At 70.6% G+C, this 14143-nt stretch carries 14 protein-coding genes; 8 read left to right on the forward strand and 6 right to left on the reverse strand.

Annotated features, from left to right (window positions below; all coding sequences use genetic code 11):
• Positions 1–31: 31 nt before the first annotated feature.
• A complete protein-coding gene (locus tag AB0L95_RS10485; protein WP_365159977.1) occupies positions 32–799 on the forward strand; it encodes a class I SAM-dependent methyltransferase in 768 nt (255 codons plus the stop codon).
• 123 nt (positions 800–922) lie between these two features.
• Here the strand turns inward: AB0L95_RS10485 and AB0L95_RS10490 are convergent, their stop codons facing one another.
• The 3 genes from AB0L95_RS10490 to AB0L95_RS10500 are packed head-to-tail and all read right to left on the reverse strand — an operon-like array spanning position 923 to position 3654.
• Entirely contained in the window at positions 923–1675 is a 753-nt protein-coding gene (locus AB0L95_RS10490; protein ID WP_365160410.1) for an amino acid ABC transporter ATP-binding protein, read from the reverse strand.
• Positions 1676–1725: 50 nt separating this feature from the next.
• Positions 1726–2664, reverse strand: a complete 939-nt coding sequence (locus AB0L95_RS10495; protein WP_365159980.1) for an amino acid ABC transporter permease — start codon at positions 2662–2664, stop codon at positions 1726–1728.
• A gap of 33 nt (positions 2665–2697) precedes the next feature.
• Positions 2698–3654, reverse strand: a complete 957-nt coding sequence (locus AB0L95_RS10500; RefSeq protein WP_365159983.1) for an ABC transporter substrate-binding protein — start codon at positions 3652–3654, stop codon at positions 2698–2700.
• 537 nt (positions 3655–4191) lie between these two features.
• On the opposite strand from AB0L95_RS10500, the gene AB0L95_RS10505 reads away from it, so the two are divergent.
• The 4 genes from AB0L95_RS10505 (at position 4192) to AB0L95_RS10520 (ending at position 7563) form a co-directional block, all read left to right on the forward strand.
• Positions 4192–5415: an NADP-dependent malic enzyme gene (locus tag AB0L95_RS10505; RefSeq protein WP_365159986.1), complete on the forward strand. Its 1224-nt coding sequence runs from the start codon at positions 4192–4194 to the stop codon at positions 5413–5415.
• A 258-nt stretch (positions 5416–5673) separates the two neighbouring features.
• Positions 5674–6639, forward strand: coding sequence for a zinc-binding dehydrogenase (locus tag AB0L95_RS10510; protein WP_365159989.1), 966 nt, complete (start codon positions 5674–5676; stop codon positions 6637–6639).
• A 151-nt stretch (positions 6640–6790) separates the two neighbouring features.
• Positions 6791–7000: an HTH domain-containing protein gene (locus AB0L95_RS10515; RefSeq protein WP_003997975.1), complete on the forward strand. Its 210-nt coding sequence runs from the start codon at positions 6791–6793 to the stop codon at positions 6998–7000.
• A complete protein-coding gene (locus tag AB0L95_RS10520) occupies positions 7000–7563 on the forward strand; it encodes a Clp protease N-terminal domain-containing protein (protein ID WP_365159993.1) in 564 nt (187 codons plus the stop codon). Before AB0L95_RS10515 ends, AB0L95_RS10520 begins: the two co-directional genes overlap by 1 nt.
• 36 nt (positions 7564–7599) lie before the next feature.
• On the opposite strand, the gene AB0L95_RS10525 is transcribed toward AB0L95_RS10520, so the two are convergent.
• From AB0L95_RS10525 to AB0L95_RS10535, 3 genes are all read right to left on the reverse strand, one after another.
• Positions 7600–8634, reverse strand: coding sequence for a helix-turn-helix transcriptional regulator (locus AB0L95_RS10525; protein ID WP_365159996.1), 1035 nt, complete (start codon positions 8632–8634; stop codon positions 7600–7602).
• Position 8635: 1 nt separating this feature from the next.
• The gene (locus AB0L95_RS10530; RefSeq protein WP_365159999.1) at positions 8636–9595 is read right to left on the reverse strand and encodes a DUF4097 family beta strand repeat-containing protein; all 960 of its coding nucleotides are present in this window, start codon (positions 9593–9595) and stop codon (positions 8636–8638) included.
• Positions 9596–10188: 593 nt separating this feature from the next.
• Positions 10189–10368: a DUF6104 family protein gene (locus tag AB0L95_RS10535; RefSeq protein WP_311692815.1), complete on the reverse strand. Its 180-nt coding sequence runs from the start codon at positions 10366–10368 to the stop codon at positions 10189–10191.
• Positions 10369–10510: 142 nt separating this feature from the next.
• On the opposite strand from AB0L95_RS10535, the gene AB0L95_RS10540 reads away from it, so the two are divergent.
• The 3 genes from AB0L95_RS10540 to AB0L95_RS10550 all read left to right on the forward strand — a co-directional run bounded on the left by AB0L95_RS10540 (position 10511) and on the right by AB0L95_RS10550 (position 14139).
• Positions 10511–10963 carry a CU044_2847 family protein gene (locus tag AB0L95_RS10540; RefSeq protein ID WP_365160002.1) on the forward strand — a complete coding sequence of 151 codons (453 nt, stop codon included), beginning with the start codon at positions 10511–10513 and terminating at the stop codon, positions 10961–10963.
• On the forward strand, positions 10956–12944 hold the full coding sequence (locus AB0L95_RS10545) for a trypsin-like peptidase domain-containing protein (RefSeq protein WP_365160005.1): 1989 nt from the start codon (positions 10956–10958) through the stop codon (positions 12942–12944). The genes AB0L95_RS10540 and AB0L95_RS10545 overlap by 8 nt, the downstream gene beginning before the upstream one ends.
• 157 nt (positions 12945–13101) lie before the next feature.
• A complete protein-coding gene (locus AB0L95_RS10550) occupies positions 13102–14139 on the forward strand; it encodes a MoxR family ATPase (RefSeq protein WP_365160008.1) in 1038 nt (345 codons plus the stop codon).
• Positions 14140–14143: the final 4 nt, after the last annotated feature.

Below are 14143 nucleotides of genomic sequence, written 5' to 3' on the forward strand. Positions count from 1 at the left end.
TATTACGTGACGGGGACGACGGAGGCTCGCGATGGCGGACACGGACATCACGGCGGGGACCGACTGGGGCGCTTGGCAGGAGAGCTGGGACCGCCAGCAGGAGTGGTACATGCCCGACCGCGAGGACCGCTTCCGGATCATGCTCGACATGGTCGAGGCGTTCGTCGGCGACACGCCACGCGTCCTCGACCTCGCCTGCGGCACCGGAAGCATCACCGCCCGGTTGCTCGCCCGCTTCCCCCAAGCCACCAGCACCGGCGTGGACCTCGACCCCGCGCTGCTGGCCATCGCCCGCGGGACGTTCCGGGGCGACGGCCGGGTCACCCTCGTCGAGGCCGACCTCAAGGACCCCGACTGGCCGGCGCGTCTGCCGTACGACACGTACGACGCGGTCCTCACCGCCACGGCCCTCCACTGGCTGCGTACCGACCCCCTCCAGGCCCTCTACGGCCGGATCGCGGAACTCGTCCGCCCCGACGGCGTCTTCATGAACGCCGACCACATGATCGACGACACCACGCCCCGGATCAATGCGGCCGAGCGGGCGCACCGGCGCGAGCGCGGGGAGCGTGCCCTGCGCGACGGCGCCCTCGACTGGGCCGACTGGTGGCAGCTCGCGGCGAAGGACCCGGTGCTGGCCGCGCCGACCGCCCGCCGCTTCGAGATCTACGGCGAGCACGCCGACGGTGAGACGCCCTCCGCCGCATGGCACGCGCGCGTGCTGCGCGAGAAGGGCTTCGCCGAGGCCCGCCCGGTGTGGTGCTCGCCCTCGGACACGCTGCTGCTCGCGCTCAGGTAGGCCCCCCGGGAGGGGCGGCACCCGCACGCGGAGGCCCGTGGGAGAGCGGCGCGCACGTGGAAGGGGCGGTACGGGAGATCCCGTACCGCCCCTTCGCGTCGTACCGCCGTAACGCGCGTACCCCTAGAGCACCTTGGACAGGAACGACTGCGTCCGCTCGTGCTGGGGGTTCGTCAGAACATCCCGGGGGTTGCCCGATTCGACCACCACGCCGTCGTCCATGAAGACGAGCGAGTCGCCCACCTCGCGGGCGAAGCCCATCTCGTGGGTGACGACGACCATCGTCATGCCGGACTCGGCGAGGTCGCGCATCACATCGAGGACGTCGCCGACCAGCTCCGGGTCGAGAGCCGAGGTCGGCTCGTCGAACAGCATCAGCTTCGGGTCCATCGCGAGGGCACGCGCGATGGCCACGCGCTGCTGCTGGCCGCCGGAGAGCTGCGAGGGGTAGTGCCCCGCCCGGTCCGCAAGGCCGACGCGCTCCAGCAGCTGCATCGCCCGTTCCCTGGCCTGGGTCTTGCCCACGCCCTTGACCTGGACCGGCGCCTCGATCACGTTCTCCAGGGCCGTCATGTGCGGGAACAGGTTGAAGCGCTGGAAGACCATGCCGATGTCCCGGCGCTTCAGCGCGACCTCGCGGTCGCGCAGCTCGTACAGCTTGTCGCCCTGCTGCCGGTAGCCGACCAGCTCGCCGTCCACGTACAGCCGGCCCGCGTTGATCTTCTCCAGGTGGTTGATGCACCGCAGGAACGTCGACTTGCCCGAACCGGAGGGGCCGATGAGGCAGAACACCTCGCCGGACCGTACCTCCAGGTCGATGCCCTTGAGGACCTCCACCGCGCCGAAGGACTTGTGGACCCCTTCGGCCTTGACCATGGGGACGGTCGTGTCCTTCACGGGAGCGTCGTTCTTGGTGAGCTTCTCGCTCATGCCACGCCTCCCTGCGGACGGCCGATGGAGAACATGTTGGCCTTGACCTTCTGCCAGGGCGTCGGCGGCAGCTGACGGCTGGAGCCGCGCGCGTAGTACCGCTCGATGTAGTACTGCCCCACGCTGAGCACCGACGTCATGATCAGGTACCAGGCGGCGGCGAGGAAGTACATCTCCACCGGGGCACCGGAGTTCTGGCCGATGTCCTGGGCGTAGCGGAAGAGTTCGGGGAACTGGACGGCCGCCACGAGCGAGGTCGTCTTCAGCATGTTGATCACTTCATTGCCGGTCGGCGGCACGATCACCCGCATCGCCTGCGGAATGATGATCCGGCGCAGCGTCCTGCTGTGGCTCATGCCCAGCGCGTGCGCCGCCTCCGTCTGCCCCTCGTCCACCGCGAGCAGGCCGGCCCGGCAGATCTCGGCCATGTACGCCGCCTCGTTCAGACCCAGGCCGAGCAACGCCGTCAGCAGCGGCGTCATGAAGTTCGACCAGTAGTCCTTGTAGAACGGCATCAGGTTGATGTACTCGAAGACCAGACCCAGGTTGAACCAGAGGAAGAGCTGGACCAGGACCGGGGTGCCGCGGAAGAACCAGATGTAGAACCAGGCGACGGACGAGGTCACCGGGTTCTTCGACAGCCGCATCACCGCGAGCACGATGCCGCCGACGATGCCGATCAGCATGGACAGGACCGTCAGCATGAGGGTCTTGCCCACACCCGTCAGGATACGGTGGTCGAAGAAGTAGTCCGGTACGGCATGCCAGTTGATCTTGCCCTGGCCGAACGCGTAGATGATCGCGACGAGGACCGCGATCGCGATGAGGGCGGAGACGTACCGTCCGTAGTGCCTCACCGGAACGGCCTTGATGGCCTCCGCACCGGCCGGGGGAGTGCCCTGGGGGTCCGCCGTCTTGTCGATGTCAACAGTCACGGGTCTTGCCTTTCAGTGGCCGCGGAACCGCGGTCACTTGCCGCCGTTGATGACGGATTCCTTCGCGGCACCGTCCTCGGCGCCCCACTTCGTGAGGATCTTCTGGTACTCGCCGCTCTTGATGAGCGCGTTCACCGCGGCCTGCAGGGCGTCCCGCAGCTGGGTGTTCTCCTTGGAGATCGCGATGCCGTACGGGGCGGCCTCGACCTGGTCGCCGACGAGCTGGAAGTCCTTGCCGCCGCCCGAGGTCTTCACCGCGTACGCGGCCACCGGGAAGTCGGAGGACGCGGCGTCGGCACCGCCGGAACGCAGCCGGGTCTGGGCCTGCTGGTCGTCGTCGAAGGCCTCGATGGTGATCTTCTTGCCGCCCGTGCACTTCTTGGTCTCGCTCTTGGCGAGGTCCTCCGACACGGTGCCGCGCTCCACGGCGAGCTTCTTGCCGCACAGGTCCGACCAGGTCGCGATACCGCCGGTGTCGCCCTTGCGCGTGTAGATCGAGACACCCGCGGTCAGGTAGTCGACGAAGTCGACGCCCTCGCCGACCTTCTTGCCGGTGTCGGGGTCGACACCGTCCTGGCGGCTCTTGTTGTCGGTCATCGCGGACATCGCGATGTCGTAGCGCTTGGAGCGGATACCCGTGAGCAGGGCGTCGAACGTGCCGTTCTCGAACTGGAACCTCACCCCGAGCTGCTTGCCCATGGCGTCCGCGAGGTCGGGGTCCAGACCCGCCGTCTTGCCGGAGCCGTCCTTGAACTCCACCGGCGCGTAGGCGATGTCCGAGCCGACCTTGACGACGCCCGCCTGACGGATCGACGCCGGGAGCTTGTCGGCCAGCGGGGCGGCCGCCGAGGCGCTGCCGCTGGGGTTGCTGTTGCTCTTCGTCTGGTCACCGCAGCCGGTGAGTACCAGGGTGCCGGCGACCGCGACGGCGCCGACCGCGGCTATCCGGGAGCGCATGGCGGTCGCACGACGGGTGGAGCTTGCGGTCATGGTGGGTTCCTCCGGCGGGATGAGTGATGCCGATGGGTCGACGAGAACACACACCGTTGGGTGTCGCGACCTCGTGTGGTTGAGGCATCTTGCCATTGGGTCGCTCATATTCAGGGGCGTCGCCATGTCAAAATCGCATAACGGGCGACCCCCGAACCGTGCTCGGAGCGCGGATCACAGCCGGGCTTTTGCGGGAATCGATCCTTCCGGCCGGAAGATCTTCGGCAGTTCGCACGATGCGCACGATCGCGGTTGGGCAGCCGGGGCCCTGAGGGGACATGCCGGAGACTTGTCCATATTTCCAGCCATGAGTCATCTCACCGGCGTGTGACCTTAGCTTTATGGACTCGTCCGGGACACCATCCGTCCGGTAAGAAGGTGCATTACACCCCTCATCAGGGGCTCAGGGCGCGTGTGCGGCGCGCCCGTCGCGTGTGCACCCGTACGCATCAGTCAACTGGGTCACACGCGGTGCCCGCCCACCCCTCACCAGGAGTGGTCACCCTCAAATCATGCATACCTAAGGGGTACGACACAGTGGCAGCGGAGATCGTCAATCCTCGCAGCGACAACAATGCGGATCAGGACGGAGGGGCCGAGCCCCACGATTCCTTCGATCCGGCGTTCGCGCTGCACCGCGGTGGCAAGATGGCCGTGCAGGCCACCGTGCCGATCCGCGACAAGGACGACCTGTCCCTTGCGTACACGCCCGGCGTCGCCCGGGTGTGCACCGCCATCGCGGAGCAGCCGGAACTGGTCCACGACTACACATGGAAGTCCTCCGTCGTCGCCGTGGTGACGGACGGCACGGCCGTGCTCGGACTCGGTGACATCGGTCCCGAGGCCTCCCTCCCGGTCATGGAGGGCAAGGCGATCCTGTTCAAGCAGTTCGGCGGGGTGGACGCGGTCCCGATCGCCCTGGACTGCACGGACGTGGACGAGATCGTCGAGACCGTGGCCCGGCTCGCGCCCTCCTTCGGCGGCGTGAACCTGGAGGACATCTCGGCGCCGCGGTGCTTCGAGATCGAGCGTCGGCTCCAGGAGCGGGTGGACATCCCGGTCTTCCACGACGACCAGCACGGCACGGCCGTGGTGACGCTGGCGGCCCTGCGGAACGCCGCGCGGCTGACCGGCAGGGGGCTCGGGGATCTGCGGGCCGTCATCTCGGGCGCGGGTGCGGCGGGTGTCGCCATCGCCAAGATGCTGGTCGAGGCGGGCATCGGCGATGTGGCGGTCGCGGACCGCAAGGGCGTGGTGTCGGCCGACCGGGAGGACCTGACGCCGGTCAAGCGGGAACTCGCGGGGTTCACGAACAAGGCGGGCCTCGCCGGATCCCTGGAGCACGCCCTCGACGGCGCCGACGTCTTCATCGGTGTCTCCGGCGGTACCGTGCCGGAGAAGGCTGTCGCCTCGATGGCCAAGGACGCCTTCGTCTTCGCCATGGCCAACCCCAACCCGGAGGTCCACCCGGACATCGCGCACAAGTACGCGTCCGTGGTGGCGACCGGGCGGTCCGACTTCCCGAACCAGATCAACAACGTGCTGGCGTTCCCGGGTATCTTCGCCGGCGCGCTGCAGGTGCGGGCGTCCCGGATCACCGAGGGCATGAAGATCGCGGCGGCCGAGGCGCTGGCGTCGGTCGTCGGTGACGACCTGGCGGCCGACTACGTGATCCCGTCGCCCTTCGACGAGCGGGTGGCCCCGGCGGTGACGGCGGCCGTGGCCGCCGCCGCGCGGGCCGAGGGCGTCGCGCGACGCTGACGCCGTGTCGGGCGGGCGGGGTTGTGCGCCCCGCCCGCCTGCGTTTCCCGGGTTCCGGCGTTCCCGTGTTCCGGCGTTCCCATGTTCCGGCGTGCCCGCGTTCCCGCGGTGCGCGGTTCGATCCATATGGCGCCCCGGCGGCCTTGGTCGCGAGCCGCGAGACGCGGCGGTCGGGAGTGTGCGTACGCCTTCCGGCGGGACACGCGTCACAGCCGGTCCTGGTTCCGTACGCCCACCGCCGGCCCTATCGTCAAGGTCATGTTCGCTGCCTACGCCGCCCGCATCGACCGCGACCACCCGCTCTCCGGCCTTGAGCTGGGGGAGCGCCCGGCCCCCGAGTCCAGGTCCGGCTGGACGACCGTGAACGTCAAGGCCGCCTCCCTGAACCACCACGACCTCTGGTCCCTCAGGGGTGTCGGTCTCTCCGAGGACAAGCTCCCGATGATCCTCGGCTGTGACGCGGCGGGTGTCGACGAGGACGGCAACGAGGTCGTGCTGCACTCCGTCATCGGCCAGACCGGCCACGGTGTGGGCCCCGGCGAACCCCGCTCTATCCTCACCGAGCGCTACCAGGGCACCTTCGCCGAGCAGGTCTCCGTCCCCACCTGGAACCTGCTGCCCAAGCCGAAGCAGCTCTCCTTCGAGGAGGCCGCCTGCCTTCCGACCGCCTGGCTGACGGCCTACCGCATGCTCTTCACCAACGCCGGTGTACGCCCCGGGGACTCGGTCCTCGTCCAGGGCGCGGGCGGCGGTGTCGCGACGGCCGCGATCGTGCTCGGCAAGGCGGCCGGGCTGCGGGTCTTCGCCACCAGCCGGGACGAGGCCAAGCGCAAGCGGGCGCTGGAACTGGGCGCGGTGGAGGCCCTGGAGTCCGGAGCGCGGCTGCCGCAGCGGGTGGACGCCGTGATCGAGACCGTCGGCGCCGCCACCTGGTCCCACTCCGTCAAGTCGCTGCGGCCCGGCGGCACGATCGTCATCTCGGGTGCCACCAGCGGCGACCGGCCCTCCCACGCGGAACTCACGCGCATCTTCTTCCTGGAGCTGAAGGTGGTGGGCTCCACCATGGGCTCCAAGGACGAGTTGGAGGACCTGCTCTCCTTCTGCGCCACCACCGGAGTGCGCCCCGTCATCGACGAGGTGCTTCCGCTCGACCGTGCCCGTGAGGGCTTCGAACGCCTGGAGGCGGGCGACCAGTTCGGCAAGATCGTGCTGACCACGAACTGACGCTTTCTCGTGTGCCCCCGTGCACGGCGGGGCCGCGCACCCCGTTGTGCCCATGGCGGGCCCGGAACCTTCCGGGCCCGCCATTCGTGTTCCACACCTTTGATGTCAACCGGGGTTGACATCCCCTCGCATGTCAACCTACGTTGACATCATGACCGAAGCAACGGATCTCGCCGAGCGCGCGGGCGACCGTGACCCGCGGGTCGGGCTGCGGGCCGTCGCCGCACTGCGCAGGCTGCTGGAGCAGTTGGAGGCGGTGCAGGTGCGCAGTGCGCGCAACCAGGGCTGGTCGTGGCAGGAGATCGCCGCGGAGCTCGGAGTCAGCAGGCAGGCTGTGCACAAGAAGTACGGGAGGCGGTGATGTTCGAGCGGTTCACCAAGGATGCCCGCGCGGTGGTCACCGGCGCCGTCGGACACTGCGAACGCACCGGTGAGGAACGCGTCGACGAGGCGCATCTGCTGCTCGCCCTCCTCGACCGCGAGGGCAGTCGCGCCTCGTTCGCCCTGGCCTCGCTGGGGCTGGCGGGGCGGCGCGATGCGGTCGCGCGGGACCTCGCCGAGGCCCGCCGCCGTGGCGGTCTCTCCCGCGCCGACGCGGACGCGCTCGCCGGGCTCGGCATCGATCTCACGGAGATCGTCTCCCGTGTCGAGGAGGTCCATGGGGAGGGTGTCCTGGCCGCGAGCCGACGGGGCGGGGTGCGCCGCACGGGGCGGCGACCGTTCACCCGCGGCGCCAAGGACCTCCTCACCCGGTCCCTGCGCACCGCGCTCGCCCACGGCGACCGGCACGTCGGTGACGAGCATCTGCTCCTCGCTCTCACCGCCCGCCCCGGCGTCCCGTCGGAGGTGCTCGCCGACCACGGAGTCACGTACACGGCGGTGGAACGGGTCCTGTGGGGCGGGGGAGAGGTGAAGGCCGGCTGAGTCCGGCCGTGGCGCCAGGCTCGGACGGTGTCGGCGTCAGCTGTTGCGGGTCCGCAGCGTGGCGCCTATGTGCGCCGCTGCCGTCGACAAGTGGCTCCGGGCGTCACGGAGTTGCTCCTCCGTCACACCGTGGTCGCGGGCCGCGTCGCGGATGTCGTCGCGGAAGCGGTCCAGCAGCCGGTCGAGGGCCCGGGCCGGATCGCCCGGGAGGTCCTCGTGGGCCCAGGAGGGTTCGTAGGCGGCGGGGAAGTCCTCAGGGGTCGTCGCGTACTCCGGTTCCTCCGCCGCCCCCGTGCGGCCGAAGCCGAAGTCCTTCCCGAACCCCTTGCCGAAGTCCTTTCCGAACTCGCCGAACTCCTTGGCCAGTTCGGTCAGGCCCTCCCGGACGCCCGTCGGCCAGTCGCCGCGTGCGAAGTGGCCCTGCACCTGCTCCTGGACCCGCCGCGCCATGCGCTGGAGCTCCTCCTGAGCCTGGGCGCGCGCCCGCTCCTGGGCCTCCTTGGCCTGACGGCGGGCCTGCTGGGCCTCCTCACGGGCCCGTCGGCTCTCGTCCTTGGCGCGCCGGGTCTGCTCCTTCCACTCCTGCTTGACGCGGCGCATCTCCTCCTTGGCGGCGCGCCACGCCTCCCGCTCTGACCAGTCGCCGTGCTCCCCGTGAGACCCCGTGTGCTCCTTGGAGCCCCGGCGGGCCTCGGAGGCCGCGGCCCGCATCTCGCGGCGCAGATCCCCCGCCGCGCCCCGGACGTCCGCCTGGATCTCGGCGGCCAGCTCCGCCACCGACTCGCGGATCTCCAGTTCCAGGTCGGCCAACTCCGCGCTGCGGTCGGCGAGTTCGGCGCGGCCCGCGTCCGTGATCGCGTACACCTTGCGGCCGCCCTCGGTGGTGTGGGTGACCAGGCCCTCGGCCTCCAGTTTGGCCAGCCGGGGGTAGACAGTGCCGGCGGACGGTGCGTACAGCCCCTGGAAACGCTCCTCCAGCAGCCGTATCACCTCGTATCCGTGGCGGGGTGCCTCGTCGAGCAGCTTCAGCAGGTAGAGCCGCAGTCGTCCATGGGCGAAGACGGGAGCCATGTCAGAGCCCCTTCTGCTCGGTCGGACCGCCGGTCGTGTCGCCGGAGGAACGGTCGGACGGGACGTCGCCGGACCTGTCGGGGCCGTGGCCCGGCTCCGCCTTCTCCTTCGGTGCCGGGTTCCGTGGGCCGGGGGCGTCCCATGGCTCTTCCTCCACGCTCGGGCGGCGCAGGATGGCGATGGAGCCGGAGACCGTGGTCGCCTTCAGTCGGCCTGTGCCCCCGCCGAGGCGGCCCGTGATCTTCTTGGCGCCCCACATGCCGGACACCCGCAGGTCGTCGAAGGCGTTGGACACGGCACCGCTCGCCGTGTTCGCCTCGACCTCCGTGTCCGCCGGGTGGGGCAGACGGATCGCTATCTCCCCCGAGACGTTCGTCAGCCGGGCGTCCGTGGGGCCGCTCGTGGGGTCGAGGTCCAGGATGATCGAGCCGCTCACGGAGTCGGCCTTCACCAGCGGACAGGCGCCCTCGATGACGGTGAGGTCGCCGGAGACCGAGTTGAGTCGCAGTTCGCCGGTGACGCCCTGGGCCTCCACGTTCCCCGAGACCGTGGTCACGTGGACCGGGGCGGTGAGGCCGACCAGGGTCGTCCCACCCGTGACGCCCTTCACGTCGACCCCGCCGTCGATGCCCGAGACCACGGCGTTGGACCCGATCACGCCGACCTCCACGCGGGTGGACGCGGGGACGGTCAGGGAGACCACCGCCCTGCGGCGCCAGCCCTTGCGGTCGAGCCACTTGAGGAAGCCCTTCCAGGGAAGGTCGTCGTAGGCCACCGTCAGGGTGCCGCCCTCATGGGTCACCGTGAGCGGGGGGCCCTCGATCTCCGAGATCTCCAGCCGTGCGGAACTCTCGTCCGTGCCCACCACGTTCACCGTTCCGTTGACGGTGCGTACGTGGAGTGCCGTCACTGGGGCGTCGAAGGTGAGCTTCCTCGGCTCTGCGACGGACCACTCGGACATGGGGTGACCTCCTCGGCCGGTGCGGGGCGGCGTACTCGACGGACGACACCGCGGGTGTGGCGACGGCGCGGGGCGAGGTCGCCCGACGCGCCATATCGCGTCCTCGTATTCACGATATATCGCGGACGTGCAAAGTCAAGGCACCCGCTGTGGGGAACCGTGGGGAGGAGAGCTGACTCTGCCGTCTTCTGCCGACGGGTGTCGTGTGCCGCGCCGCTGTGGCCGCCGTAGGGCCGGGGAAGGGGCGGGCGCAGGGCCGTAGGGATGGGGCGGGCGTGCCGACCGACCGCTGACGGGGTCGGTCGGGAAGGGGGGTCTTGTGCGCGGGGCGGGGCGACGGCCGGCTCGATGCGCGGCTCGCGCGCCGACGCGACGGGAGGTGAGGCTGTCGCGACACATCGCCTCTGTGACCTGTGTGCGGGGAGGGTGTCGCTCCAGAAGGCGGGACGGATGATCGGGAGTGCACGACGAAGTCAGCCCCCATAGACAGCCCCCGGCAGTCCCCCAGCACCCCCGTAGACCACCCCGGCAAGCAACCCCCGGTCAGCGTCCCTGGTCCGCCTGGTCCGCCTGGTCCGCCCGGTCTGCTCGTCCTACTCGTCGTCCTCGTCGTCCAGTCGCGCCAGCCACGTCGCCAGCCGCTCCACCGGTACCTCGAAGTCGGGGTTGAGATCCACGAACGCACGCAGCTGCTCGGCGAGCCACTCGAAGGTGATCTCCTCCTCGCCGCGTCGCTTCTCCAGCTCTTCGATGCCACGGTCGGTGAAGTACATGCCTTCAGAATATGCGCCACTTGGCCGGTTAGCGGTCTCGCTCGGGAACCGCCCGGGCGGCTAGCCTCGTCGCAGTTCAAGAGCCCAGGACCGACGGCGGGTCGGTGCCCGGGCGAGCGGAGCCGCACAGGGCGGGGGAGCCATGGACGAGACGCTGCGCGAGATCACACTGCCCGGGGGCCAGACGGTGCTCGCGCGGGTGACGCCCGCGCCGGGCGCGACGAAACCCGGCGGGTACGGCTCGGACGATCTCGACATCGGGGTGGGAAGCCGCGCGGCGGCCAAGCTGGAGCAGTTGGGGGAGCTGATCCAGGGGGTCGGGCAGTCGGTCATGGACGCGGCGCGGTCCGTGCAGCCGGACGAGGCGACCATCACTTTCGGCGTCGAGATCGTGGCCAAGCCCGGCAAGGCGGTCGCCGTGCTCGCCGACGGCGAGGCCAAGGCGTCCCTGGAGGTCAGCCTGGTCTGGAAGCTCGACGAACGCCGCGCCCGAGCCATCGCCGAGCCCGGTCCGGGCACCACCACGGCAACTCTCACGGGCACCCCCGCAGCGCCCACCACGAACACCACCCCCCAGCCCCCCGCGGATGTCTGAGCGGCGCGATGCCCGCCTGGAGCAGCTGATCGAGAACGCCACGGTCCACTTCCACTCCGCGCAACCGGGTGACGAGGCCATGTGGGGCAGCGGCTTTCTCGTCGCTCCGGGCTGGGTGCTGACCTGTGCCCATGTGCTGCTCGGTCGGATCGGGGACGGCGGCGAGGAGGAGTTCCGGGTGCGGGGCCCCGGTCTGCACGACGGCCGTCCCGTTCCGGCCCGGCTGGAGGAGTGCCTCTACCAGGGGCCCTTCGGCGAGCAGGCCGACGAGCGGACCAATCTGCCCGTGGACCAGGACATGGCCCTCGTGCGCCTGCTCGACCCTTCCGTGGAGCACGAGTGCGTCTGGCTGAGCGACCGCTCCGACCACCCGCTCGGCGACCACCGGATCGTGTACGGGTACCGGCCCCTCGCCGACGGTGCGGCCCAGGCGTGGAACGGCGAGGCCACGGTGAACGCGCACGACGGACCGTACGGGCTGCGGCTCGGGCCGAGCAACGAGTTCCCGGCCGGAGTCTCCGGCGGCCCGGTGCTGGACCCGGCCACCGGGGCCGTCGTGGCCGTCATCAAGTGCCGCCGCGGCGACCGGGACGGGGGGCTGTCCATCGCGGTCTCGGTGATGCGGCGGTTCGCGGCGTACCACCAGGTGATCGCCGAGCACGACCGATGGCACGAGGGGCGCCGCAGGACGGAGCACAACTGGGTCGCCCGGCAGACGAAACTGTCAGGGGCGTGGAGCGAGGCCGATTCCGACCAGTGGAGCCCCGCGGACCGCCGCAGGGCGCTGGCGCTGCTGGCGGCGGTCGAGCCCGCCGACGCTCCGCACACCATCGTCCAACTGGTGCGCAAGGCGCGCGGCGACGACCCGGCCGGGCGCCCGCACCTGCCCGTCTCATGGCGGGACGGACACGGGCAGCTCTACGAGGGGGACCGCCCGCAGGAGGCGTTCGTCCATCTGCGCTACCTGCGTCTGGTCCAGCTGTTCGTGGCGGCCCACGACCCCAAGGACCGGGCCGCCGTCGATCGGCTCGACGCATGGATATGGGACCGGCTCACCGAGGTCAGACCGGCGGTGCGCACCAATGTCGAGGACGCCGTGCTGCCGCCCGCGCTGCTGCCGTCCGGGCAGCGGACCGTGGAGCCGTACCCGGGACCGGGCGAGCGCGGTGTGGTGCTGCTGGAACTCGAACCGCTCGACGAGAACCAGAGCCGCTTCTACTGGACGCTGCGCGTGGACGACGGCGGCGAGAACAGCGACGTGCCCCGGTACGGGCAGACCACCGGTCCGGGCGTCCCCGGCGACCGGCTGCGGTACGTGCTCGACGAGCCGCTCGCCAAGGCCTTCGAGTCGGTGGACCGGCCGGAGCAGCCGGCGCCGCTCGAAGTCGCCCTGAACCTCTCGAACTTCGACACCGCCGTGCACACCTGGCAGATCTACGACTCCGCGCCGCTGTGGGACCGGGCGCGTCAGCAACTTCTCGGCGTACGCCGTCCCGTGGTCATTCGCGACATCGAGCGCCGGGGAGTTCCGGCCGAATCCTGGGAGACCCGCTGGGCGGAGATGCTCGCCCGCGGACGGCTGACCGCGAGGAACACCGTCTTCGACGACGCCGCCCTGCACGCCCGCCAGTTCGCGGAGATGTCCCCCGGGCAGATCCCCGTGCAGTGCCGGCGGGCCGGATCGGGGGCCGGCCGGACGGCGATGCGCCTGGCCCTGGAGGCCGGACACGGGGTGGCGCTGTGGCACTCCGGGGACCATCCGGGACACCAGTGCGGATCCCGCTGCGACGATCTGCACCGGTCGACCGCGGGCTTTCTGGCGGAGGTGGCCGATCCGGCTGAACTGCCGGACCGTCTGCGCCGTATCAGAGAGCACGTCACCACGGGGAACGGGCACCACTGGGCCGGTGACGTCGCCGTCCTCTACGACGACCCGCGCCGTCCCCTGCCCGCGGAAGAGGGGGTGTTCGACGCCCCATGACTCCCGATGGACACCCGGCGACACCAGGGTACGGCTGTCCGGAAATCGACGGTCGGCTGATGGTCGACGGGTACGTTTTCAGGGGCCCGTTGTGGGCGCCGCCTGCCCTCGTCGGCCGTGACGCGCCGTGCCATCGATCGTCGACGAGGAGCGAACCATGAGCGAGTGGCTGGTCTACCGGGGCAAGGGCGAGCCCGCGCCGGCACGTGTCGACTCCCTGCCAGGGCCCCCGGTCTGGCGTCGGTTCGACGGGGCGCCCCTCGACGACGTGTACACCGTACCCGCCATCGACAGCGCCTCCTCCCGGCGGCTCGGCCGCCGCCCCCCGCTGCCCGTGCAGGACCCCCGCGCCGTCGAACTCATCAACGCGGCACTCTACTTGAGGCGCCCGCTGCTGGTCACGGGAGAGCCCGGCTCCGGCAAGAGCACCCTCGCGCACGCGCTCGCCCATGAACTGGGGCTCGGTCGGGTCCTGCAGTGGCCCATCGTCAGCCGCACCGAGCTGACGTCGGGACTCTACGCCTACGACGCGATCGGCCGTCTCCAGGACGCCCAACTGGACCGCGCGGGAGTCGAGGAGACACAGCAGTCACCCGAGGCGCGGCGCGACCTCTCCATCGGCCGCTACATCCGGCTGGGTCCGCTGGGCACGGCCCTGCTCCCGATGGAACGCCCCCGGGTCCTGCTCATCGACGAGCTGGACAAGAGCGACATCGACCTGCCGAACGACCTGCTCAACGTCGTCGAGGAGGGGGAGTTCGGCATCCCCCAACTGGAGCGCATCGCCGACCGGCCCGGCCAGGGCACCGTGGAGGTCCTCACCGACGACGGGCTGCGGGCGCCCGTCACCGGCGGACGGATCCGCTGCCACGCGTTCCCCGTGATCGTGATGACGAGCAACGGCGAGCGCGAGTTCCCCGCCCCCCTGCTGCGCCGGTGCATCCATCTGCACCTCGACCCGCCGCGCGGCGACCGGCTCGCCGCCATGGTGCAGGCCCACTTCGGCGAGGGCGCCGACCGGGACCACCACGATCTGCTGGAGCTGTTCACCACGGACGGGACGGGCTCGCACCGGCCCACCGACCAGCTCCTCAACGCCATCTTCCTCACCCAGCAGGTCGCGCCGCCGGGCAGTCCGCACCGTACGGAACTGGCGCGGCTGCTGATGGGCTCACTCGACTCCGGACAGCGGTAACCGA

The sequence above is a fragment of the Streptomyces sp. NPDC052036 genome, assembly GCF_040680495.1.
In the GTDB taxonomy this organism is placed as follows: domain Bacteria; phylum Actinomycetota; class Actinomycetes; order Streptomycetales; family Streptomycetaceae; genus Streptomyces.